The sequence below is a fragment of the Citrobacter arsenatis genome, from assembly GCF_004353845.1.
Taxonomy (GTDB): Bacteria; Pseudomonadota; Gammaproteobacteria; order Enterobacterales; family Enterobacteriaceae; genus Citrobacter; species Citrobacter arsenatis.
This window is the reverse complement of the sequence record NZ_CP037863.1, coordinates 41,955-64,733: the sequence shown is the minus strand read 5'-3', so window position 1 is coordinate 64,733 and position 22,779 is coordinate 41,955. Positions and strand designations below refer to the sequence as shown.

The following is a 22,779-nucleotide window of genomic DNA, read 5'->3' as shown; positions in this document are numbered from 1 at the left end:
CGTGGGCGCAATAGAATGACCTTAGCAGCCAGCCGGGGAGCAAGATGAAAATATTGATCGTCGAAGACGAAATTAAAACAGGTGAATATCTCAGCAAAGGACTTACAGAGGCAGGGTTCGTAGTGGATCACGCTGATAATGGTCTTACCGGATATCATCTCGCCATGACAGCTGAGTATGATTTAGTCATTCTGGACATCATGCTGCCTGATGTGAACGGCTGGGATATCATCCGCATGCTGCGCACTGCCGGAAAGGGTATGCCGGTCTTACTGCTGACGGCCCTCGGCACGATCGAACACAGGGTCAAAGGACTGGAACTGGGTGCGGACGATTATCTGGTTAAACCCTTTGCGTTTGCCGAACTGCTAGCCCGGGTGAGAACCCTTTTGAGGCGGGGAAGCACGATGATCACGGAAAGCCAGTTTAAGGTGGCTGATCTCTCGATTGATCTCGTATCCAGAAAAGTCAGTCGCGCCGGAAACCGCATTATGCTCACCAGTAAAGAGTTCAGCCTGCTGGAATTTTTCATTCGCCATCAGGGAGAGGTTCTTCCCCGCTCCCTGATTGCCTCTCAGGTCTGGGACATGAATTTTGACAGCGACACTAACGCGATTGATGTCGCCGTAAAGCGACTCCGCGCTAAAATAGACAACGATTACGAGACAAAGCTGATCCAGACAGTCCGGGGCGTGGGCTATATGCTGGAGGTCCCGGATGCATAGCAAACCTTCCAGACGCCCTTTCTCACTCGCGCTGCGGCTGACCTTTTTTATCAGCCTGTCCACAATACTGGCTTTTATCGCCTTCACCTGGTTTATGCTGCATTCTGTTGAAAATCATTTTGCCGAGCAGGATGTCAGCGATCTTCAACAAATCAGCACCACACTGAGCCGTATACTCCAGTCCCCGGCAGATCCGGATGAAAAAAAAGTAAGCAAAATAAAGGAATCGATCGCCAGCTACCGCAACGTTGCACTTTTGCTCCTCAATCCCAGGGGGGAGGTGCTCTTTAGTTCAGCGCAGGGGGCAGCACTACGCCCGGCCGTGAATTCAGCAGATTTTAGCGAGCACAGCCGCGCACGGGATGTCTTTCTCTGGACGGTGGAGGATCCTGCGAGACCGATGGATACCGGGTCTGAAATGAAGATGGAAACATACCGGATTATCGCCTCCTCTGGCCAGGCGATATTTCAGGGCAAACAGCAGAACTATGTCATGCTGACTGGTCTCTCCATTAATTTCCATCTCCATTACCTCGATGCGCTGAAAAAAAATCTGATTGCGATCGCCGTCGTGATAAGCCTGCTGATTGTTCTGATCATTCGCATCGCTGTCCGTCAGGGGCACCTGCCCCTTCGTAATGTCAGCAATGCCATTAAAAACATCACCTCCGAGAATCTTGATGCGCGGCTGGAACCGACACGCGTTCCCATTGAGCTGGAGCAGCTGGTTATCTCGTTCAATCATATGATTGGAAAGATTGAGGATGTCTTTACCCGCCAGGCCAATTTCTCAGCCGATATCGCGCACGAGATCAGAACGCCCATCACCAATCTGGTGACGCAGACTGAAATCGCGCTGAGTCAGGATCGAACCCAGAAGGAACTTGAGGATGTCCTCTATTCCAGCCTTGAAGAGTATAACCGGATGACCAAAATGGTCAGCGACATGCTGTTCCTGGCGCAGGCGGACAATAATCAGCTGATACCTGACAGGGTCCGGTTTGACCTCAGAGCAGAAGTCATGAAAGTCTTCGAGTTTTTCGAAGCCTGGGCCGAAGAACGCAATATCACGCTCAAATTTAACGGGATGCCCTGCCTGGTTGAGGGAGATCCACAAATGTTCAGAAGGGCGATCAATAATCTGTTATCCAATGCCCTGCGTTATACCCCGGAGGGACAGGCAATCACCGTCTCAATAAGAGAGCAGGAGAGCTTTTTTGACCTTGTGATTGAAAATCCGGGGAAACCAATCCCTGAAGAACATTTATCAAGGTTGTTTGACCGTTTTTATCGGGTAGATCCGTCCAGACAACGAAAAGGAGAAGGCAGCGGCATCGGCCTTGCGATTGTGAAGTCCATCGTGGAAGCACATCACGGAAGAGTGCAGGTGGAATCGGACGTACGTTCAACTCGTTTTATCTTATCCGTGCCCAGACTGGAGAAAATGATTCCGGAAACCCAGTACTGAGAATAAAGATTTAAATGACAAAGATGTCATTAGCCTGTCATGCAGCAAACAGAAGCCATTCGATATAATTAGTGCAACTTATCAGGAAGGCATTATTACTTCATCCATTCACGGCATCAGCACAAGCCAGGAGTTGTATTAAAGCCTCATCCCGGCGGAATAAGGTCTGTAGAGTTGTCAGTTGTACTACTGAGGACACAGATCGAAATTCACGGACATCACTAATTCAGAAATGGAGAGTTACCATGAAAAATATCGTCTTAGCATCAGTGTTAGGTTTGAGCTTAATTTCTACGGCCTGGGCCACTGAAACCGTAAATATCCATGAGCGTGTCAATAATGCTCAGGCTCCGGCCCATCAGATGCAGTCTTCTTCAACTCCAGCCGCCATCCAGGGGGCAGCCCCACGGATGGCCGGTATGGATCAGCATGAACAGGCTATTATTGTTCATGAAACCATGAACAATAGTTCAGCAGATGCACATAAAAAAATGGCGGAAAGTCATCAGAAGATGATGGGAACTGGCACCGTTAACGCTTCCCGTCCGGCGACTTCGTTTGCGGCGATGAATGAACATGAAAGAGCAGCTGTTGCCCATGAATTTACGAATAACGGTCAGTCCGGCCCCCATCAGGCTATGGCTGATGCACACCGCCGCATGATCAATGCGGGCTGATGACAACTGAAGTTTCCGTGCGGTTACCCTTTCCTTGATAGATTGTCCCTTATACGGATATGTTGTTATTTTTTGCCCCCTTCAGGGGGCTTTTTTGTCTGACTCAGCTAAACTTATCCGGTAACCATCTGAAAGGGTTTATTATATGAAAATCACAAATTCGCTTTTTGTTATACTGATGTTATCCCTGCCAGCGATTTCCGCAGAACATTCAGAAATGAAAATGTCAGATATATCCTCATCGGCATCGTCACAGGAATATATGTCCGGCATGAAAGGTATGCATGACAAAATGATGGCCGCTGTAAAAGATTCCGATCCCGACAAGGCTTTTGCGAAAGGCATGGTAGCACACCATGAAGGGGCAATAGCAATGGCTGAGACCGAGCTAAAATACGGAAAAGATCCGGAAATGAGAAAGCTCGCGCAGGACATCATTAAAGCTCAAAAAGGTGAAATTGAGCAGATGAATAAATGGCTTGGTAATCAAAAATAATGATTGCGGAAATAATATATTGCGCGTACAGTCAGAGTGTTCCCGGGCACGGGAACCTGTTAATCGTTAATTAATCAAAACCCGATTCATTTCGGGTTTTTCCTTTTAAAACCCCCAACGCATGCACTGCACCGAGTGAAATTCACCTGAGCCAATTCTGCTTGCTTATTATTTCGATGGGAATTGCTGATTTTAATTAAGTCTATGTTTTAAAAGCGTTTATCATGCCTGGGTTTGGCAGGGGTTCGTCCTGTTCTCTGGTCATGCGCAATGGCAATTCGCAGTCAGGGCTCAAGACTACTTTTACCTCTTTTTTAACAGAAAGTTTCTGGACCCGATACTTGCCGGAAACATCATCTGCTGTTCATCCCGACCAATAAAACGAAGGTATCACTCTCGTTTGAATCTCACTTACTTTCCATTTTGTAATAAAGAATCAAGTTTTCCAGTGATATATCAATACCAACTTTTTTTAATAACCTTTTTCGCGCAGTGTATATTTCTTTCAGCATATCTTCATAACCCTGACCAAGGTGAATTTGTTTATGGCAATTGCAACACAGAGATATGATATTTTCTTCAACATCAAGAGATGTGTCAAAAGCATCTTGCCTAGACATAGGTACAATGTGATGAGGTTCTGTGTAATTTAAGGATGAATTTCGCCTTCTGAATGTTGGGTGGTCACTATCGACTTCACATCTGTAACCTGCTTTATTCAGCGCATTTTGGGATACGCCTTTACTCCTGGGATACGAGAGGCCATTTTTTACTTCTATTGCATTTTTCTTTGGTTTGGCTTCCCCTGTATATTCAAACGTCTGAACGTTGTCAAAGATATTACTTTTCTCTATGGCATTGATCAACTCATCGTCAGAGTAATACTCACTGCTGGCCATTTCTGTTGTACCAAAAAAATCCAGTTCGTTAATTGCCTGAACAAGTTCCTCACGAATTGTCCATAAGTTTCTTTTGGGTTTTCCGCCGATTTCTTTACTCTTCATTACGGTAATGAATTTTGTACCGGATGCGATATTTCCGACACCTTTAACCTCGAATCTACCAAGTTCTTTTTGAACTCTGCCACCCAGTCCGTTTATGACTCCATTAGCACTCATGCTGTGCAGGTCGTACTTCTTACCAATATCGAAGCATGTGCAGGAATGATTTGGCTCAATAAACCATTTTTTTAACGCTGCAATACTTTTTGTGTCAAAAACTTTATCATTTGTTAATAAAGTTTTCCATTCTTCCACACTGATATCAATGTCACAGACATACTCTCCATCAATCACTTCGCATATTTTTTTAATCACATTCATTCCCCTGTTATACAGATAGTCATAATGAAAATATAAAGCTCGCTAACCGGTATGGTTGCGTAAGGACCGTAGTCTCTCAGAGACCGTGCTTTCTTTTTTTTCAGGCCTGGACACTAAAGGGTCTGTTGCACCCCGAAAAAATTTGTTGCGGGGATTGCTCATTGAGATGAGCCTCTGCTCGATCATACCAGATCAGCAGGCTGCCCCCAATGCTATGGCTTCTTAGTTTGGCCATTATCCGGCCTTCCTCACGACCAATAAAATAGAGACATTACCCGTGACGCTGCCACCGTCTCAGCCCGGAACGATCAGTGAGCGCTTCTGATGACCTTCGGTTTTTTTAACGAAGCGGGTGGGATACGGTTTGTTGCTGAAATCTTAATAATAGCCAACAACTGATGCTAATTTCGCACTTTTAACATATATGAATATAAATGTTATGAATAATTGCATTTACAGGAAATATCATGCGTTTTGTCATCCGGGATCCGAAAAATGCCAAAGTCGGATCTCCAGACTGCAGCAGGGTTGTTTTGAAAAAATGCCGGAGATGGAAGCAGCGTAGTAAGCTGATTTAATGATGTAAGAATAAATCTTACATTAAGATATGGAGGAGTTATGGCTCGTACGATGACGGTGGACGTGGGTGATGAGCTGCATGAAAAGCAGGCTGAATCCAGACTTCAGGAACTGCGCGATCTGCTGGCCGAAGGGATCAGCAGCGGCGAGGCGAAACCATGGAACAAGAATGCATTCCTGAGGAATGTCAGGGCCAGGGTGGCAAATGAAAGAGATTGAGCTGACACCCAAAGCAGAAGAGGATCTGGAGGCCATCTGGGACTACAGCTTCAGACAGATCGGGGTTGTTCAGGCGGATGCATAGATCGGTCGTATAGCTGCAGTATTTGATGTGCTGGCCATGCATGATATCGGCACGCATTGTGCAGAGCTGGGAGACGATATCTGCACACTGCCGGTAGAACCGGCATACGATCTATTTTGTATCATCACATTCTATGGTTACGGTCATTCGTATTCTCAGCCAGTCTCAGGATACGGCGCGACATGCACCCTGGAGATGACCGGGGAACAGGATTCTCAAACAATATAAGTTAATTGTGAGGTCGACATGACCAAAAAAACATTGTGTATGGACTCTTTCATTATTATTCATTTCGCTTATAAAAAAAACGCTCCCGGACGGGAGCGTAAGCCAGTGACTTCGGCGTCAAATGAGGGTCTGACAAGTGGAGCTGCGGGTTAATTCTGGGTGATCTGGCTGCGATGCTTTTCCGCCTGTTGCTGATGAATAACGGAAGACTGGCCATTATTCGCCTTCTCATGCACAACAGCGGCTTTCTCATGCTCGCTCATTTCGGAAAATGGCTTAGCAGTTTCTTGGGTGTTCTCAGGTTTGGCTTTCATCATTTTTTTATGCATTTCAGCCATGTCCTGATGGGCGGCAGAATTGCCGTTTTGCATCATTTCATGGGACATAGCGGCCTGATCGTGACCGCTCATATCCATCATTTTCATGCTCTCCCCCTGAACTGCACTTTTTTCAGCGGATGACTGCATCTGATGGGCAGGCGCCTGGGCATTATTTACCTGGTCATGCATGTTCATTGTCTCTGCAGCCCAGGCAGATGAAGCGACAGCCATCATGGCAATAAAGGATACAAGGATCTTTTTCATGGTTGGGTCTCCGGTGTTTTCATACCCGAACAATCAATGCTTATAACAGAGAAAGCATTTGATCTCAGGGCTGGTTAATCATCACGCCAGGAACCGGGCGATTGAATTATCACGCTGTCCTGATTTATGACTGATTATAAAAAACCGCCTCTGTTTATCGCGTGACTGAATGATGACATTTTTGTCACCTTCCGGGTTTCTCCTGAATAACGGTATTAATCCATTAACAGACGCACACTGAACACAATTTTCCGCCCCTGCTGTTCTGCTGACAGCTCGCCGCCGTGAGCATGAATGATCGACCTTGTAATTGATAATCCCAGCCCCGCGCCTTCCGTGTTGTGAACCCTTGATGAGTCTGCGCGATAGAACCGGTCAAACAAACGTTCCAGATTAGCGGGAACCGGGCCAGACATCGTATTCGTAATCATCACGTTCACACAGTCACTGTCACGCTCAAGGTGTATCGCTGTACAGGTGTTATCGGGAGAATACTTGATTGCATTGGAAAGCAGGTTACTGAAAGCACGTCGCAGCATATCGCTGTCTCCGGCAACAACGCCCTCTCCTTCAACCGTGATTGTCTTTCCTGTTTCGTCTGCCAGGGGCTCGAATAACTCACGTAATTCATTCAGTTCGGCTGCCAGATCCACATCATGTTTATCCAGCTGCAGCAGACCATGCTCTGAACGTGCCAGAAAAAGCATGTCACTGGTCATTCGTGACAACCTTTTCAGTTCTTCCAGGTTAGCGAATAAAATTTCGCGGTAATGCGAAACATCCCTTTCCTTAGCCAGTGCAAACTGCGTCTGCATCATCAGATTACTGACTGGTGTGCGCAGCTCATGCGCGATGTCAGACGAGAAATCTGACAGTTTCCGGAATGACCCCTCCAGGCGATCGAACATATTATTGAACTCCTGCATGGTCTCAGAGATTTCCGGCGGAGCCAGATCGGGATTAAGACGCTGATCCAGGCTGTGTACGGTCATGGAGGAAGCCAGACTGGTCATTTCCCGTAACGGTTTCAGACCAATACGTGTGGTCAGCCAGCCCAGAAAAACAGAAATAAAGACCAGACCGATATTGAACCAGAACAGCCAGGTACTGAGTTTGTCCATAAACAGGGTGTGATACCCAGTATCCGTGGCAACCGTAATGATGAAATGTTTGCTTTTACCCTGTTCCGGCGTCACGGCAACCCGCCGCGAGATACTGCGGTACACGGTGTTATTTTCTTCCGTCTGGATCATATAGTCGAGAATATCACCCGACTTGTTAAGCAGGACCGCTGGAACAACAGAATTTTTGGCATAGAGTTCAACAATTTTTTCATTTTCCATGTTTTTTATAGAAATGAATAAACCATTGTGCCCTACCATCGCATCGTTTATTTTTTCTGATAATGACTTAATATCCGTTTTGTTCCGGAACGTCTCTGTTTTAAGAAACTCTTCGGTGAGCTGAAGTTTACCTGTCAGAAAATCGCGGTCCTGATTATCGAAATAGCCATTCAGGGTACTCACCAGCATAAAACTGGATAACCACCATACCGTAAGCATCACTGCAGAAAAAATCAGGCTCAGGCGCGTGGTCAGGGAAATTTTGAACCTCACTCTTCTCTGATCTCCAGGACATATCCGGCACCGCGAACGGTATGGATCAGTTTTGGCTCAAAGTCATCATCAATTTTACTTCTCAGGCGTCTCACTGCCACATCAATCACATTCGTATCACTGTCAAAATTCATGTTCCAGACCAGGGACGAGATAAGGCTTCTGGGTAACACTTCTCCGGTACGTTGCAGCAGTAACTCAAGCAGAACGTATTCTTTACCGGTGAGATGGATCTTCTTTCCCGAACGGATCACGGTCCGGCGCACCATATCAACGGTCATATCTGCTATGGTGCAAACTGTGGCTGCCTGAGAGCGGGCGCGTCGCAGCAAGGTTCTTACACGTGCAACCAGCTCTGTAAAATCGAAGGGCTTAATAAGATAGTCATCTGCGCCAAGCTCCAGCCCTTTCACTTTGTCCCGCACGTTATCCCTTGCGGTTAAAAACAGGACCGGTTCTTCATGCCCGGACTCCCTCAGTGCGCTGATGATTTGCCACCCGTCGAGGAAAGGCAGCATCACGTCCAGTATTATCAAATCATACTGTCCCTTCGACGCGGCCCCGAGACCGTCGCGGCCATTATTAAAGAGATCGGCCTGATAACCTTCCTCAACCAGTCCCTGCTGAAGGTAACGACCTGTTTTTTGTTCGTCTTCAACGATTAAAATACGCTGCATGGTCAACTCGCTGATATGAAAGTAAAAATCTCACGCATGAGCTTTGGCTGTCCCCTAGCTGATCTGAGACGGAGCAAGCATTCCAAGCCACGCTACGGCGCCCAGAATGATAATCGCAACAACGAATTCTGTCAGAATGCTGTTTCGCATCAGGGCAACGCTGCGATCATAATTCCCTTCCCTGACCATAACTTCAAGCCGGGGACCCAGGTGAAACCGGTTTGCTGCAGCCAGAAGAAGCATCAGAACAAACAGAGCCGTCTTAGCAAGCAATATCCCCCCCAGGAGCTGTTGAATAAGGGGGTTAAGTTACCCTCAGCAATGTACAGATAGTTGACGAGCGCACTCAGGATCAGGGCTACAACAATCACCGTTCCTGCCGTGGCAAATTTTGCCAGGGAGTCAGATATCACAATGACGCTCTGTGCATTATGCGCGTTTCTGCGCATCAGCAGGATAGCAAATGCAACCAGAGCACCTGTCCAGGCACCTGCAGCGCCGAGATGAGTCAGATCGCTCAGTAAATGGAGATAGTAATGCAGACCGTCATGCATGACGGCGTGTCCTCCCCAGGCAAGTGTAGCCAGCGCCACGCCCCCACTCATCGTCATCAGCAGGCAGGACAATACTCTCTTATTAGTGTAAAGGAACAAAGCACCGAGTGTGGTAAACAGGGCACAGAGCCTGACAATCCAGCTAATACCGACATCCGTTTCTTCTATCACCATCTCGATAATATGGATAGATAATTCTCTGAAATCAGTTACTCCGCTCATGGCATTAGATACCAGGAGCATATTAATGCCAGTAAGAATGATACCTGCAACAACAGCAAAGGTTATAAACGACCTGAAATTAGTCAGGTTATACGTTTCATGTCTGACACTGCTTATTCCATATATCTGAAAAAATGGCAATCCAAATATTACCATCAAATCAAGATAAAGAAGAAAACGAATAACAATCATAATCAGGTCATTCATAATATTACTTCACTGTAAAAGTGTAATTGCCGGTAATAGGGTGTGTATCTGCAGAAACCGCGCGCCAGTCAACACGATAAGTGCCGGCTGGCAGAGGTTCTCGTGGGATAATGACCATTGATTTAGGGTCAGCGCCTGGTGCCACTTTTGTCGCGACTGGCATTGGCGAATGGGATGACATGCCTTTCATCCCGGTCATTGTTAATTTAGCCCCTGAGAATTTCACAGTCAGATCTTCTGTGAAATTAAGCTGGATCTTTTCCGGGGCCGCTACGGCTGAATCTGCCTGCGGGACAGAACTTTTTAATTCAGGATGGGCCATAGCAGAGAAAGCAACGCCCATAACGAGGCCACCTGTAAGAATGGCTTTATTTAAAATCGACATTTTATTTACCTGTTTAGTTGAGTGTTTTATATCAGTGCGTTAAAACCAGATTCTGGCTCCCGCCAGGAATACTACCTGATGGTCTTTCTCACCTTCTCTTTTCGCCATATCGGATGTTTTCCCGTAAAGTTGATTCCAGGAAACGCCTATATAGGGTGCAAACTCACGGCGTATTTCATAGCGCAGCCGGAGCCCCAGCTCTGTGTCAGTCAGTCCCCTGCCGCGACCCCGCGATTCATCATCCTGACTGTAGAAATTCACCTCATAGGATGGCTGGAGTATGAGCCGGTTAGTCAGTAAAACGTCGTATTCTCCTCCCAGACGAAGGGCTGCTTTTCCACCATTACTGACAAAACCCGTAATTTCAGACTCAAAATTATAGAGTGCCAGCCCCTGAAAACCGACAGCAGCCCAGGTCTGGGCAGAAGCAGGTCTGAAATCCTGCCTGACACCCGCAACCAAATCCCACCATGGGCCAACCGCATGTCCCCAGAGTAACTGCGCTTCAGCCGCCTCCGTTTCCCCATTGCTTCGTTCACCTTCGCTCTTTAGCCAAATCCGATCTGTGTCGCCTCCAATCCAGCTGTTAACACTCCAGCTGAAATTGTTGGTGTTATCCGACCGTTGCCATTCCAGTTGATCCAGCAGAACCAGATAATTAATCGCACTGTCGTGAATCGCATGCCCCTGTAAATTGCCGAATGCAGCCTTCCGGTCGGCATCGGTAACAGGCGGAATTGGCGTTCTGCTCTCGGTTACAATGGGCTCCATTGACGTCATCTCAGTGAAATTCTCATCTGCTGGCATCTGCATGGCAGACATGTCGTGCCCGGCGTGGGGATCTGCAGAGACGGAGCCCGCCGCAATAGAAAGCTGTGAGGTAAACAAACCGGCGACCAGAACAGGTATGGCGTTCAAATTTCTCTTCATTCGCATCATTCCTCCACCCGGACTTCACGAAACATTCCCATTTCCATGTGATAGAGCAAATGGCAGTGATACGCCCAGCGGCCAAGCGCATCTGCTGTCACTCTGTAACTGCGTTTTGTACCTGGGGGAACATCTATTGTGTGTTTACGAACCATGAAATTACCGTTTTCATCTTCCAGATCGCTCCACATACCATGCAGGTGAATGGGGTGAGTCATCATGGTATCGTTGATCAGCGTGATCCTGAGTCGCTCACCGTATTTCAGCAGCACCGGTGCGGCATCTGAAAACTTGATTCCGTTAAATGACCAGGCAAACTTTTCCATGTGGCCGGTTAAATGCAGTTCTATGGTACGGCCAGGTTCACGTCCGTCAGGATCCTCAAAGCGGCTTTTCAAATCCGCGTACGTGAGAACCTTTCTTCCGTTATTTCGAAGACCAATACCCGGATCGTTTAATTTCGGAGAGACGCTCATCGCCTGCATATCAACCAGTGGGTTATCCGTTTCTGACGCAGGATGACTTTGCATACCCGGCATTCCGGCCATCTGGGAATGATCCATACCGGCCATGCTGCTGTGATCCATGGGCGCGGAGGATGTCCCGCTATCCGGAAGGTCAGCACCGTCCATAGACATCATCTCTCCGCTGTTATCCATGCCTCCCATCTGGCTGTGGTCCATTCCTGCCATATCATGTCCCATTCCTCCCATACCCATATCTTCCATGGTCAACAGAGGACGGGGATCGAGGAGGGGAACGGCAGCACTTAACCCCTCTCTCGTGGCCAGTGTCCCCCGAGCGTAACCGGTCCTGTCCATGGATTGTGCGAAGATGGTATAGGCCTCACCCTGAGGCTCCACAATGACATCATAGGTTTCGGCAACGGCAATTCTGAATTCGTCAACGGTAACCGGGTTTACATACTGGCCATCTGCAGCCACGACCGTCATTTTCAGCCCGGGGATACGGATATCGAAATAGGTCATTGCCGAGCCGTTGATAAACCGTAAGCGTATCTTTTCACCGGGACGGAACAGTCCGGTCCAGTTTTTCAGCGGGGCCTGCCCGTTCAGGAGATAGGTGTAGGTGTAGCCACTGACATCCGCGAGGTCAGTCGGATTCATTTTCATTTCAGCCCACATTTTCCGATCGGCAATGGTGGCTGACAGCCCCCTGGTATTCACGTCGCGGAAAAAAGAGCCAACGGTTGGTTTATTGAAATTGTAGTAATCCGACTGTTTTTTTAATTTTTTCAGCAGGCTGTGAGGATTTTCATCGGTCCAGTCAGACAACATGACCACATGCTCACGATCGTAAGCAAACGGTTCTGGCTCCCTGGCATCGATGATAATGGCACCGTATACCCCCTCCTGTTCCTGCAGACCGGAATGGCTGTGGTACCAGTAAGTCCCGTTCTGCTTAACCTTAAAGGTGTAAACGTAGGTATCATCAGGCTCTATGCCCCTAAAACTCAGCCCCGGAACACCATCCATATTGGCCGGAAGAATAATGCCGTGCCAGTGAATGGACGTCTGTTCATTAAGACGGTTTTTGACCTTCAGGGTAATGGTGTCACCTTCTTTCCAGCGAAGAACGGGCCCCGGCAGGCCTCCATTGATTGTTTTGGCCTGACGCTCACTGCCCGTGATATTGACGGCCGTTTCACCAATGGTCAGGTCAAACTGAGTACCCTGCAGGGATGCGGCAACTGGCAGGCTCAGACTGGAACGCGCATTGAAACTCCATACGCCAAGACTTCCGGCTACGCCAGAGAGGGTTAACCCCTTCAGGAAAGTTCGTCGAGACGTTTTCAACAGCATGCGCGTTCCCTTATTTAAAGTATGGTTACTGACAGAATTCGAGAACCGATTTAAATTAAATTACTGGTTCATCCTCTTACAATGAAATGAAGCTAGCACACCTTAAGAAACAAATTCATTACAATCGTGTAATGTACATAGCTGTATTACATTTACGTCATCTTCCCCACAGGTTGATTATTTTTATATATGATCGTAAGGACAACTTTTATGTACCTCAGAAGGTAATTACACATGAATATATTAATCACGACCACTGCGTTTACAGCTTTATTTTGTGGGGCAGCTTTTGCTCAGTCCAGTGATATTGCCCATGAAGCACATCGTTTTGTTAATAATGCCTCAGCCGTCAGTCATGTGAATTCCTCGACGCATGAAAATTTGCCGGACAGGGTTAATAAAAACAGCACACCCTCATTCTCTGAAATGAATGAACATGAAAGGGCCATTGTTGCTCATTCATTTATGAACAACAGCGCGTCCTATGCACATCAGAAAATGATTGAGGAACATAAAAAAATGCTGTCCGACAGTGGTGCAAATTCAAAGACCTCCTCTTCTTCTTTTAACGAACTGAATGCCGGAGAGAAAGCCGCCCTCGTGCATGAGCAGGTCAATAATGCCGGTGCGGAAGCTCATCAGACACAGGCAAGAAAGCTTCGCGGCCTGTATTCCTCCAGGTAACGTAAGCGTCGTCTCAGCACCGTCTGGCAGATCCTGAAATTCCTGAGAGGATAGTGGACACCAAATATGGTGGACGCTATCCATGAAATCATTAACCGCAGTGCGTAAAAAAAGCCCTAATTATCCCGTTGAGTTCAAAATCAAAATGGTTGAACTCTCGCATCGACCAGAGATCTCCGTAGCGCAACTCGCTCGTGAGCATGGGATCAACGATAATCTGTTGTTCAAGTGGCGTCAGTACTGGCGCGAAGGAAAACTACGTCCTCCTTCAACAACAGAAAACAGCGTGCCTGAGCTGCTCCCGATAACACTTGATGCCGAAGATGTTGTTCCTGCAACCTCCTCACTGTCACAACCTGTAGCTGCTGCGGCACCTGAATCACTCAATATCTGCTGTGAAGTGGCGTTCCGGCACGGATCACTCCGTCTGAATGGTGCCATCAGCGAAAATATCCTGAACCTGCTGATACGGGAGCTCAAACGTTGATCCCATTACCATCAGGGACTAAGATCTGGCTGGTCGCTGGTATCACCGATATGAGAAACGGTTTTAACGGCCTGGCGGCAAAGGTGCAGACGACGCTGAAAGACGATCCGATGTCAGGTCACGTTTTTATCTTCCGTGGGCGTAATGGTAGTCAGGTAAAGCTCCTCTGGTCTACCGGCGATGGGCTGTGTCTGCTGACCAAACGGCTGGAGCGCGGCCGCTTCGCCTGGCCGTCAGCCCGAGATGGTAAAGTGTTCCTCACACCGGCACAGCTGGCGATGCTCCTTGAAGGTATCGACTGGCGGCAGCCTAAAAGACTGCTTACGTCCCTGACTATGTTGTAGGCCTCTTTGTCCTGGTCGACGCTGAATGAGCCTGGTAATATACCCGGCATGAACAGCTCACGTCCTGACAATATCGACGAACTGAAACGTCTTCTTGCCGAACAGGAAGCGCTGAATCGTGCCCTGCTGGAAAAGCTGAACGAGCGTGAACGCGAAATAGATCACCTGCAGGCGCAACTGGATAAGCTGCGCCGAATGAACTTCGGCAGCCGCTCCGAAAAAGTCTCCCGCCGTATCGCGCAGATGGAAGCCGACCTTAACCAGCTACAGAAAGAAAGCGATACCCTTACCGGTCGGGTGGATGACCCGGCCGTGCAGCGCCTGCTGCGGCAGACCCGTACCCGCAAACCGTTCCCTGAATCACTTCCCCGTGACGAAAAACGGCTGCTGCCAGCAGCGTCATGCTGCCCGGAATGTGGTGGTGCGCTGAGCTACCTGGGTGAGGATGCCGCCGAGCAGCTGGAGCTGATGCGAAGCGCCTTCCGGGTTATCCGGATAGTACGTGAAAAGCATGCCTGTACTCAGTGCGATGCCATAGTGCAGGCTCCCGCGCCTTCGCGGCCCATCGAGCGGGGTATAGCAGGACCGGGGCTGCTGGCCCGCGTGCTGACCTCAAAGTATGCAGAGCATACCCCGCTGTATCGCCAGTCAGAAATATACAACCGCCAGGGTGTGGAGCTGAGCCGTTCACTGCTGTCGGGCTGGGTGGACGCATGCTGCCGGCTGCTGTCACCGCTGGAAGAGGCGCTTCAGCACTATGTAGTGACCGACGGCAAACTCCATGCCGATGATACCCCCGTGCAGGTGCTGCTGCCGGGTAATAAGAAGACGAAGACCGGGCGGTTGTGGACATACGTTCGTGATGACCGCAACGCCGGGTCAGCGTTGCCACCGGCGGTGTGGTTCGCGTACAGTCCCGACAGAAAAGGCATCCACCCGCAGACTCATCTTGCCGGCTTCAGCGGTGTGCTGCAGGCAGATGCTTACGCCGGGTTCAACGAACTGTACCGCGATGGCCGGATAACGGAAGCGGCTTGTTGGGCTCACACCCGCCGTAAAATCCACGATGTGCACGTCCGTACGCCGTCGGCGCTGACGGATGAAGCCCTGAAGCGTATCGGCGAGCTGTATACCGTTGAGGCGGAGATAAGGGGAATGCCGGCGGAGCAGCGCCTTGCTGAACGTGAGCGGAAAACGAAACCGCTGCTGAAATCCCTGGAGAGCTGGCTGCGTGAAAAGATGAAAACGCTATCGCGACACTCGGAGCTGGCGAAGGCCTTCACGTACGCCCTGAACCAGTGGTCAGCGCTGGCGTACTATGCGGAGGACGGCTGGGCTGAAGCAGATAACAACATCGCTGAAAATGCCCTACGGATGGTCAGCCTGGGTCGTAAAAACTGGTTGTTCTTCGGCTCAGACCACGGAGGTGAGCGTGGAGCGTTGCTGTACAGTCTGATCGGGACATGCAAACTGAACGGAGTGGATCCAGAAGGCTACCTCCGCCATGTGCTTGACGTCATAGCGGACTGGTCGGTCAACCGGGTCAGCGAACTGCTCCCCTGGCGCATCACACTGCCAACTGAATAACCCATCCCCGTCAATACGGTTCTCGCTGGACGCTTACGGTTATATCAAATATCGGTAAGCATATCCGGCGTCATACAATTTACGGCCATCAGCATAGTACTGATCTCCATACAACTTCAAAGATTCTGTCATAAATAAAAAGGTGTTTTTTTACAAATCACCTTAATCAAAATGAATATTTAATTGTGTTTACATTTATCATTATCATTTAAAACCACAAACTCTTTATTTAAAATCCTTTCTTGATAATCAAAGGCATTTTTATTATCTTTCAGTACACCAAACGTTACAATGTTGGTAAAATCCAATAGATATGACTCGCTTACCCTCAATACTTTCGACCTTAACCCCTCCTGTTGCAAACACTTTTGATTCAGGGGTGTGGCATAGCCAACATAAAGTGCCCATGATAAAATCATTCCCATTAATACATATAAAAATAGCTTAACTTCGTCCTTCTTAGTTTTGCTTTTCATTAACCCCTCTAAACTAAAGGATGTTCTTTTCTTAAGAAGTAATGCCAGTGTTCCAGTGATAAGTATCTAGGAGCTAATTATAACATTATATTCGTCACTAGCTTATGATAATAGCGATCAAAAGATGGCCTGCATAGGCAAAGTAAAAAAAACGAGGAGGCATAAATCGCGAGCATTTGCCGGAACAAAGACTGACAGCCAGTGATACTATTATCATGGGTAAGAATAGTGTCGGGAGTGTGGCAAACAGAAGGATGTCTGCGGGTTGGTTCAGTATATGTGAAATACCATTCAGGCTGCAAAGTGACAGCAGTGATACGATAATACCGATCCTGTATATCCGGTAAGTCGGCCCGGAGTATACTAATACCAGCCCTGCTGCCAGCATAATTCCCGCCAGGCCGAAACTTGCCGGTTGTAATGGCCACACCATTAAAGCCAGAAGAAGTACACCACTGATTACACCTTTTTTCCCATACCTGTACTTCAGGGCAAGAAGCTGTGTCACGCTCGCGAAAACGAACAGAATGTTCAGCGCATACCACGGCTCGTGATGGCGGAAAGCCAGACTGAATACTGGCTGAGTGATAAACGCCCACAGCCATAACCTGTTTGCTCTTTTCTGAAGACGTTCTGGTGTGCGTTGTACGTTCATCGCCCATATGAGTGTGAACAGCGGGAAGGCCATCCGCCCGACCGCATACAGGAGAGGATCGGGTTTTGTCAGAAACAGAGTGTTGGCGTGATCCACAAACATGGCCATCAGAGCGACCAGCTTCACTACATCCAGAGCTGCGGGATTCAGTGCAACCGGAAACATGGGCGCTGGATTTATCCTGTGATTCGACATAGACAGGTTCACTTTTTATATTTTCATATTTACAGGTACTGTTTATCCAGTTTTGTACCCAGAGCCAGAAAGCCCGGCCAGTCTGCGATGTTGCCCTGACTTTGAGTTTTTCAAGAATTTTACGGACGGCAAACTCTGATTTGTCACGTAATATTCTCATGGCACCATTCCTGTCCTTATTATGCAGGCAGATGTTTAATGTATGAAATTCATTCATCTTCTTCACTCCCTGAACTCAATATCTTCAGCAGTAAGAAAATTATAACTTTCATGAATACCTTGCGTCTTTTAATAAGGTCACATTATTAAAAGGTGTTTTCTAAAAATTATATTTAGAATCGCTTATATATTAAATATAATTAATCACTAACAAAGCTCGTGAAAATATAACAAATCATTTTTTAGTTAAAAATTAGTATATACCTGATGCACAGCTAACTGTTTTCACTTTTAGTTTCTACATGCTGAATACTGTATTTTTCACGCAATTCCTTAGCAACTGGTTTCCAGTTTTTAGCCCACTCTTCATCAAGACGGCCCTCCGAGACAATTTTGAGAGCAATAGCATAAGGGGTACGCCCCTGCCTGTCAGACAGCCAGAGTATGTGATTATCGATTTCAGAATCCGGAAGTTCATCAATAATCGAATGGATCAGATCTAAATCGTCAGTCGTCCAGATCCTTCCTGTACGTGGGAATACCAAATCAGGTTCGCGGGGTTTCTTTTCTGCTTTTTCGGCCTTAGCTATTTTTTTCGCTTCTCTGGCCTCGGCCATCTGCCGAATTCGTTCTTCAATACCTCCCAGAGTGGCAACTGTTCTTACCATGTTTTCTTTTTGTTCACGGTTTAACAAGTCATCATCACAAATAAGGGCATTGAGTGTATCAATTAAATTATCCAGTCGGGCTTGTGTCAGCTTCACGGTCATTTTTAACTCACTTATTTGCTGTCGGATTTTTTCTTAATTATTTATCATCTTTCTGATGATCCCTACGCCATAACCAGGGTTCTGTTTGTGACGGGGAAAACCACAGTCCGGCACGACTTTTTTTAGCCTCATTTTCTATTTTTCCATATTCTGAATTACTAACCTGTCCTTTGAATCTGTAGGCCCATGCCATGCCCTTTTGCAACTGGACAGCATTGATATCAGTTTGCCCTGACCAGACAGTTCCCAGAAGTCTACCATATCGATCATATTCCTCGCCTGTGATACTGACATGTTTTTGTGACACCAGCTCACTCAGAGACTGGCGTGAACGCTGGCCAAATGGTTGTTTTTTTTCGGGGGCATCGATACCAGCCAGCCTGACCCGACTGCGTGTTCCGCTGTCGTGCAGGACTTCAATGGTATCTCCATCCAGCACACGAACGACCCTCCCGGCAATATCTGCCTGGGAACAAAAAGTGACAAGTATCAGTATGATAAAAGTCCTAAACCTGGTATTTCTCGCGCTGCACAAACAATTCATAATTTGTCTTCCTGGGCTGCGTTTGGGAAAAGTACAATATTGTACGGTTGCGTTATCGCGGTAGGGTATACCCTGACACCATAATCTAAACGTGACGGCACACAATGAACGACATAGCCTATATGCGATAGATTAAATGCAATAACCTAAATGCGGTAATGCGGTGAAAAAATGTTCATCAGAACTTATTTAAGGGCATAGACGGAAGATCAGTTCACCGATCGGGCAAAAGAGATGCTGGAGCAGTTTGTTTAGGAGCGGGGGCATAAAATAGCCAGTTACTACCGGGAGAATATCAGCGGTACAAAACTTGACCGACCGGAACTGGGTCGCTTACTGATGGACAGTCACCGCAATGATATTTTGCTGGTCGAGCAAATTGACCGCCAGCGCCAAAAGCAGGGAGTTGAACTCGCACATACGCTGGGTAAATATCAGGGAAAACAGGTCGCTCAGGAACGGCATCAAAAGGTACTTTACTACCGGCAGGTCAAGAAAGAAACGGCAGATGCAACAGGGTACAGCACCTCCCAGATATGCCACATTCAGGCACTGTACCGACAATCAGAATCATGAGACTTTGGTTAAGCAGGTATGCAGAGCAGAATTTATAATCTATTTCATTCAGACTGATTAAATGGATTACAGAAGCTAAAGGGTCTTCTTTGTTCAACATGAAACCAGAAGACCCTTACTATTATTATTAAAAAAGCAATTGGGTCAGATACCCCATAAGTATGGCCATACCCAGGATTACTGTCAGAAAAGCGACTATCATAGGCATTCTGAACATTGATTTAAGCAGTATTACTTCTGTCAAACTCGCTCCAGCACTACCGATTATCAAGGCCATTAATGCCCCCAGGCCCATTCCTTTAGTCATCAGCACTGATGCAAGTGGTATCACTGCCTCTGCGCGGATATACAACGGAATACCAACAACTGCACTCAGCGGTATGGCTAAGGGATTATCTGCTCCGGCATGAGCTGCAATCCACTCTGAAGGGATAAAGCCATAAATAAATGAACCTATTAATACACCTAACAAAAGATAAGGCAGAACATCCTTAAACTGCTGTAAGGCATCTTTCATAGCTAACTTTATTGGGCCAGAGGTGGTATTCGTTGTGAGATTCACATTGCCCAGATTCTCGCTGCTGCAACAGCTAACAGCTGGTTGTTCAGATGATATTGATGAACAACACGCTGATACGTTCTGCTCGTTCTTTACCGTCCTTAAGTTAATTATGGGGTTCGCTGATGAAGTACAGCAACTCGTTTTTAAAGGCAATTGAGTCGAGCTAGTGCTGCAACAACTGGAACCCGCCGACGTTTTTACCGAAGCTTCGGAATCATCGCATTTCGTGGTGCAACCACTTGATGCTGAGTTTTTGTGATCAACAATATGACGTTCAAATCCTAGTAAATCCAATACGATACTGGCAAGGACTGAGACACCGGCAGCGATGATCGCGTACAACAAAGTTACTTTCCAGCCAAAGGTAACCCACATTAACCCCACGATAATGGGATTAAGCAACGGTGAAACAAACAAAAAAGTGAGTGTCGGACCAAACCCTGCTTTCGCCGACAACAACCCTCGTAGCATTGGAATTGTTGAGCAACTACAGAAAGGGGTAACGGCTCCCAACAACGAGGCCAGCAGGTAGCCTTTTCCTTTTTTCGCCCCCATCAATTGCTGGATTTTATGGTCCGGGACCTTTTGCCTTATCAGGCTCACACCGGCACTGATGACAATAAACAGCAAAGATAGCTCGACGGCCAAAAACAAAAACATCTCTGCGGCATCTTGCAGCATAGAAATCCAACTATTCATACTAAACCCTCTTGACAAAATCTACGTTTCTAGAATAATCGAAATATAATTCTGGTCAAGATATTTCTGGTATTATCGAAATATCATTAGACAGAGGGTTGTCACATGCAACTGGAAGAAGTAGCTAAAGCACTAAAAGAGCTGGGTCACCCGACCCGTTTGTTCATATTCAAACATCTTGTAAAAGCTGGAGAACAAGGTTTGCCTGTAGGTGAATTGCAAAAGCAGCTTGGCATTCCCTCATCAACGTTAAGTCATCATATTTCAGCCCTGGTATCAGTAGGGCTCGTCACACAAAACCGGGAGAGTCGAACGCTCATGTGTGTCTCTCAATACGAAATACTGGAAGCTATCATCGAATTCTTACGTGAAGAGTGCTGTGTAAACAGTAAAACAGATGTTGCGGAACACGCTGGCAAAAATGGATAAGTAACCGGAAAACTCATAACTGTCATGATTGACGAAAGCTGCATCGAACCGTCTGAATTCAATCCTACTAAAGTCCCGAATCTATAGGGAAAATAAAAAAATGAATAAGCTAAATAATATAGTTCCTGATTTATTTGATGCTGCAATAACTGAGCAAAAAATGGGGATACCGACAATATCTCACCCCCCTCGTATACTAATGCTTTATGGCTCAGTTCGCGAGCGCTCATACAGTCGACTGGCTACAGAGGAAGCAGGTCGTTTGTTAACTGCAATGGGCGCAGAAGTCCGCATTTTTAATCCATCTGGCCTTCCACTTCCTGATGATGCACCGGAGTCTCATCCAAAAGTTATGGAGTTGCGTGAACTGGTTCGCTGGTCTGAAGGAATGGTGTGGTGCTCTCCGGAACGACACGGAGCGATGACTGGTATTATGAAGGCACAAATTGACTGGATACCATTATCTGAAGGTGCTGTTCGTCCTTCTCAGGGAAAAACTCTGGCTGTTATGCAAGTGTGTGGAGGTTCCCAGTCATTCAACACAGTCAACCAGATGCGCGTGCTTGGTCGTTGGATGAGAATGATCACTATTCCGAACCAGTCCTCGGTGGCAAAAGCCTGGCAGGAGTTTGATGACGATGGACGTATGAAACCGTCATCATATTACGACCGCATCGTAGATGTGATGGAAGAATTGATGAAGTTTACATTGTTGACCCGGGCAAATGCTGCCTATCTTGTCGATCGCTACAGTGAACGAAAAGAGTCTGCAGAAGAACTTTCCCGACGGGTTAATCAGAGCAAAATTTGAAGGTTAGTATGAGTGACATACCAGCATTCAACCGCTGTATGAGCGTGTTCTGGCGGCAGCATGAAGGCGAATTTTCTCGCTTTCTGATATCGAAGACAGGTGATAGCGAAAAAGCAGCAGACCTTCTGCAAGACCTTTTCCTGCGTGCCCGAGCCCATTCAGACATTTTTTGTGAGATGGAAAATCCGCGAGCCTGGTTGTATCGGGTGGCGAGGAATCTGCTGATTGATGAGTACCGAACCACCAGGGAGTTTGTTGAGCTGGAAGAAGATGCCCTATTAACAGACGCATCCCCTGATGCAATCTCAACGCTGGATATTTGCCTGCCTGAAACATTACAGGCTTTACCCGAAGATGAGCGGTGGTTGATTGAAGAGTCCGACCTTAACCGGCGTCCCCAGCAGTCCCTGGCCGATGAATGGGGTATCACGCTTACAGCTTTTAAATCCCGTTTGCTAAGGGCCAGAAAGCACCTGAAAGAGACGATGAAAGAACTCTGCCAGATTCAGGTGGATGACACTTCCCACGTCTGCTGCCACAAAAAAATGAATTAATCGCGCATCTTTTTCCCGCCACCTTCGTTTACCTCAGTGTAAAACCAAATGACTTAACACTGAGGTACACAGTCCATGTCAAAAATTGAGATCTTTGAAGCAGCAGGCTGCTGCGCAACCAGTAGCGTTGTGGTCAGCGACGAAGCAGTCAAATGGAACGCCAGCGCCGAATGGGCGAAAAAGAATGGTGTTGATATTCAGCGCTACAGCCTTGCGAAAAACCCGCAGCAGTTCCTGAATACCCCTGTCATCAAAGAGTTTCTGAACACATCAGGGATGGAGTCCCTCCCTGTCACCTTGCTCGATGGGCAGCTCGTGATGGCAGGCAAACTCCCGACGCGTGAAGATATCGCCCGTTGGTCAGGTATTCCGCTTACTCAGGACTGGAGTGAAGACAGCACACAACCACGCTGCTGCAGCATTCCACGTATGCCTTAATTCCAGAGGAGC

Annotated in this window: 26 protein-coding genes and 3 pseudogenes; 16 read left to right on the top strand and 13 right to left on the bottom strand. The window is 47.4% G+C overall.

Annotated elements, in window-relative coordinates; translation table 11 throughout:
* Positions 1–44 precede the first annotated feature (44 nt).
* The 4 genes from silR to copM all read left to right on the top strand — a co-directional run bounded on the left by silR (position 45) and on the right by copM (position 3,366).
* Positions 45–725, top strand: coding sequence for a copper/silver response regulator transcription factor SilR (gene silR / locus E1B03_RS00490; RefSeq protein WP_032716635.1), 681 nt, complete (start codon positions 45–47; stop codon positions 723–725).
* Positions 718–2,193 (top strand): copper/silver sensor histidine kinase SilS, encoded by a 1,476-nt coding sequence (silS, locus tag E1B03_RS00485; RefSeq protein ID WP_053263388.1) that lies wholly within the window; start codon positions 718–720, stop codon positions 2,191–2,193. Before silR ends, silS begins: the two co-directional genes overlap by 8 nt.
* 245 nt (positions 2,194–2,438) lie before the next feature.
* Positions 2,439–2,870 carry a silver-binding protein SilE gene (silE, locus tag E1B03_RS00480; RefSeq protein WP_053263389.1) on the top strand — a complete coding sequence of 144 codons (432 nt, stop codon included), beginning with the start codon at positions 2,439–2,441 and terminating at the stop codon, positions 2,868–2,870.
* Positions 2,871–3,015: 145 nt separating this feature from the next.
* Positions 3,016–3,366 carry a CopM family metallochaperone gene (copM, locus tag E1B03_RS00475; RefSeq protein ID WP_032716639.1) on the top strand — a complete coding sequence of 117 codons (351 nt, stop codon included), beginning with the start codon at positions 3,016–3,018 and terminating at the stop codon, positions 3,364–3,366.
* A 407-nt stretch (positions 3,367–3,773) separates the two neighbouring features.
* Here the strand turns inward: copM and E1B03_RS00470 are convergent, their stop codons facing one another.
* A complete protein-coding gene (locus tag E1B03_RS00470; protein ID WP_007374408.1) occupies positions 3,774–4,682 on the bottom strand; it encodes an HNH endonuclease in 909 nt (302 codons plus the stop codon).
* A gap of 624 nt (positions 4,683–5,306) precedes the next feature.
* Here E1B03_RS00470 and E1B03_RS00465 point away from each other — a divergent pair.
* From E1B03_RS00465 to E1B03_RS26370, 3 genes and pseudogenes are all read left to right on the top strand, one after another.
* Entirely contained in the window at positions 5,307–5,486 is a 180-nt protein-coding gene (locus tag E1B03_RS00465; protein ID WP_004118349.1) for a type II toxin-antitoxin system ParD family antitoxin, read from the top strand.
* Positions 5,452–5,571 carry a type II toxin-antitoxin system RelE/ParE family toxin gene (locus E1B03_RS00460; protein ID WP_007374422.1) on the top strand — a complete coding sequence of 40 codons (120 nt, stop codon included), beginning with the start codon at positions 5,452–5,454 and terminating at the stop codon, positions 5,569–5,571. Before E1B03_RS00465 ends, E1B03_RS00460 begins: the two co-directional genes overlap by 35 nt.
* Positions 5,572–5,607: 36 nt before the next feature.
* A pseudogene (locus tag E1B03_RS26370) lies at positions 5,608–5,770 on the top strand (type II toxin-antitoxin system RelE/ParE family toxin).
* A 178-nt stretch (positions 5,771–5,948) separates the two neighbouring features.
* On the opposite strand, the gene E1B03_RS00450 reads toward E1B03_RS26370, so the two are convergent.
* The 7 genes and pseudogenes from E1B03_RS00450 to pcoA form a co-directional block, all read right to left on the bottom strand.
* Entirely contained in the window at positions 5,949–6,383 is a 435-nt protein-coding gene (locus E1B03_RS00450) for a hypothetical protein (protein WP_004118347.1), read from the bottom strand.
* A gap of 215 nt (positions 6,384–6,598) precedes the next feature.
* Positions 6,599–7,999 carry a copper resistance membrane spanning protein PcoS gene (gene pcoS / locus E1B03_RS00445; RefSeq protein ID WP_057064175.1) on the bottom strand — a complete coding sequence of 467 codons (1,401 nt, stop codon included), beginning with the start codon at positions 7,997–7,999 and terminating at the stop codon, positions 6,599–6,601.
* Positions 7,996–8,676, bottom strand: a complete 681-nt coding sequence (gene pcoR / locus E1B03_RS00440; RefSeq protein WP_133085541.1) for a copper response regulator transcription factor PcoR — start codon at positions 8,674–8,676, stop codon at positions 7,996–7,998. Before pcoR ends, pcoS begins: the two co-directional genes overlap by 4 nt.
* A gap of 54 nt (positions 8,677–8,730) precedes the next feature.
* Positions 8,731–9,608 (bottom strand): annotated as a pseudogene (gene pcoD / locus E1B03_RS00435) (copper resistance inner membrane protein PcoD).
* A gap of 55 nt (positions 9,609–9,663) precedes the next feature.
* Positions 9,664–10,044 carry a copper resistance system metallochaperone PcoC gene (pcoC, locus tag E1B03_RS00430; RefSeq protein WP_086530012.1) on the bottom strand — a complete coding sequence of 127 codons (381 nt, stop codon included), beginning with the start codon at positions 10,042–10,044 and terminating at the stop codon, positions 9,664–9,666.
* A gap of 39 nt (positions 10,045–10,083) precedes the next feature.
* Positions 10,084–10,974 carry a copper resistance outer membrane transporter PcoB gene (pcoB, locus tag E1B03_RS00425; RefSeq protein ID WP_170926235.1) on the bottom strand — a complete coding sequence of 297 codons (891 nt, stop codon included), beginning with the start codon at positions 10,972–10,974 and terminating at the stop codon, positions 10,084–10,086.
* A 5-nt stretch (positions 10,975–10,979) separates the two neighbouring features.
* Entirely contained in the window at positions 10,980–12,797 is a 1,818-nt protein-coding gene (pcoA, locus tag E1B03_RS00420) for a multicopper oxidase PcoA (RefSeq protein ID WP_133085540.1), read from the bottom strand.
* A gap of 234 nt (positions 12,798–13,031) precedes the next feature.
* Between pcoA and E1B03_RS00415 the strand changes: the two genes are divergently transcribed.
* The 4 genes from E1B03_RS00415 to tnpC all read left to right on the top strand — a co-directional run bounded on the left by E1B03_RS00415 (position 13,032) and on the right by tnpC (position 15,899).
* Positions 13,032–13,481: a hypothetical protein gene (locus E1B03_RS00415; RefSeq protein ID WP_061284926.1), complete on the top strand. Its 450-nt coding sequence runs from the start codon at positions 13,032–13,034 to the stop codon at positions 13,479–13,481.
* Positions 13,482–13,563: 82 nt separating this feature from the next.
* On the top strand, positions 13,564–13,968 hold the full coding sequence (tnpA, locus tag E1B03_RS00410; protein WP_133085539.1) for an IS66-like element accessory protein TnpA: 405 nt from the start codon (positions 13,564–13,566) through the stop codon (positions 13,966–13,968).
* Entirely contained in the window at positions 13,965–14,312 is a 348-nt protein-coding gene (gene tnpB, locus E1B03_RS00405; RefSeq protein ID WP_000612626.1) for an IS66 family insertion sequence element accessory protein TnpB, read from the top strand. The genes tnpA and tnpB overlap by 4 nt, the downstream gene beginning before the upstream one ends.
* A gap of 48 nt (positions 14,313–14,360) precedes the next feature.
* Positions 14,361–15,899, top strand: a complete 1,539-nt coding sequence (tnpC, locus tag E1B03_RS00400; RefSeq protein ID WP_133085538.1) for an IS66 family transposase — start codon at positions 14,361–14,363, stop codon at positions 15,897–15,899.
* Between the two features lie 179 nt (positions 15,900–16,078).
* Here the strand turns inward: tnpC and E1B03_RS00395 are convergent, their stop codons facing one another.
* The 4 genes from E1B03_RS00395 to E1B03_RS00380 all read right to left on the bottom strand — a co-directional run bounded on the left by E1B03_RS00395 (position 16,079) and on the right by E1B03_RS00380 (position 18,593).
* Positions 16,079–16,375 (bottom strand): hypothetical protein, encoded by a 297-nt coding sequence (locus E1B03_RS00395; RefSeq protein WP_133085537.1) that lies wholly within the window; start codon positions 16,373–16,375, stop codon positions 16,079–16,081.
* Positions 16,376–16,472: 97 nt separating this feature from the next.
* Positions 16,473–17,195, bottom strand: a complete 723-nt coding sequence (locus tag E1B03_RS00390) for a TraX family protein (protein ID WP_057102332.1) — start codon at positions 17,193–17,195, stop codon at positions 16,473–16,475.
* Between the two features lie 464 nt (positions 17,196–17,659).
* The gene (locus E1B03_RS00385; protein WP_057102333.1) at positions 17,660–18,154 is read right to left on the bottom strand and encodes a hypothetical protein; all 495 of its coding nucleotides are present in this window, start codon (positions 18,152–18,154) and stop codon (positions 17,660–17,662) included.
* Between the two features lie 37 nt (positions 18,155–18,191).
* Positions 18,192–18,593, bottom strand: a complete 402-nt coding sequence (locus E1B03_RS00380) for a thermonuclease family protein (RefSeq protein ID WP_239686552.1) — start codon at positions 18,591–18,593, stop codon at positions 18,192–18,194.
* 276 nt (positions 18,594–18,869) lie between these two features.
* Here E1B03_RS00380 and E1B03_RS00375 point away from each other — a divergent pair.
* A pseudogene (locus tag E1B03_RS00375) lies at positions 18,870–19,274 on the top strand (recombinase family protein).
* Positions 19,275–19,401: 127 nt separating this feature from the next.
* Here E1B03_RS00375 and E1B03_RS00370 read toward each other — a convergent pair.
* Positions 19,402–20,535, bottom strand: a complete 1,134-nt coding sequence (locus E1B03_RS00370; RefSeq protein ID WP_057102335.1) for a permease — start codon at positions 20,533–20,535, stop codon at positions 19,402–19,404.
* Between the two features lie 105 nt (positions 20,536–20,640).
* Between E1B03_RS00370 and E1B03_RS00365 the strand changes: the two genes are divergently transcribed.
* The 4 genes from E1B03_RS00365 (at position 20,641) to E1B03_RS00350 (ending at position 22,767) form a co-directional block, all read left to right on the top strand.
* Entirely contained in the window at positions 20,641–20,964 is a 324-nt protein-coding gene (locus E1B03_RS00365) for an ArsR/SmtB family transcription factor (protein ID WP_001175593.1), read from the top strand.
* 100 nt (positions 20,965–21,064) lie between these two features.
* Positions 21,065–21,775, top strand: a complete 711-nt coding sequence (gene arsH, locus E1B03_RS00360) for an arsenical resistance protein ArsH (RefSeq protein WP_057102336.1) — start codon at positions 21,065–21,067, stop codon at positions 21,773–21,775.
* 8 nt (positions 21,776–21,783) lie between these two features.
* Positions 21,784–22,329 (top strand): sigma-70 family RNA polymerase sigma factor, encoded by a 546-nt coding sequence (locus tag E1B03_RS00355; RefSeq protein WP_057102337.1) that lies wholly within the window; start codon positions 21,784–21,786, stop codon positions 22,327–22,329.
* A 75-nt stretch (positions 22,330–22,404) separates the two neighbouring features.
* Positions 22,405–22,767 (top strand): arsenic metallochaperone ArsD family protein, encoded by a 363-nt coding sequence (locus tag E1B03_RS00350; protein ID WP_011117603.1) that lies wholly within the window; start codon positions 22,405–22,407, stop codon positions 22,765–22,767.
* The last annotated feature ends 12 nt before the right edge of the window (positions 22,768–22,779 follow it).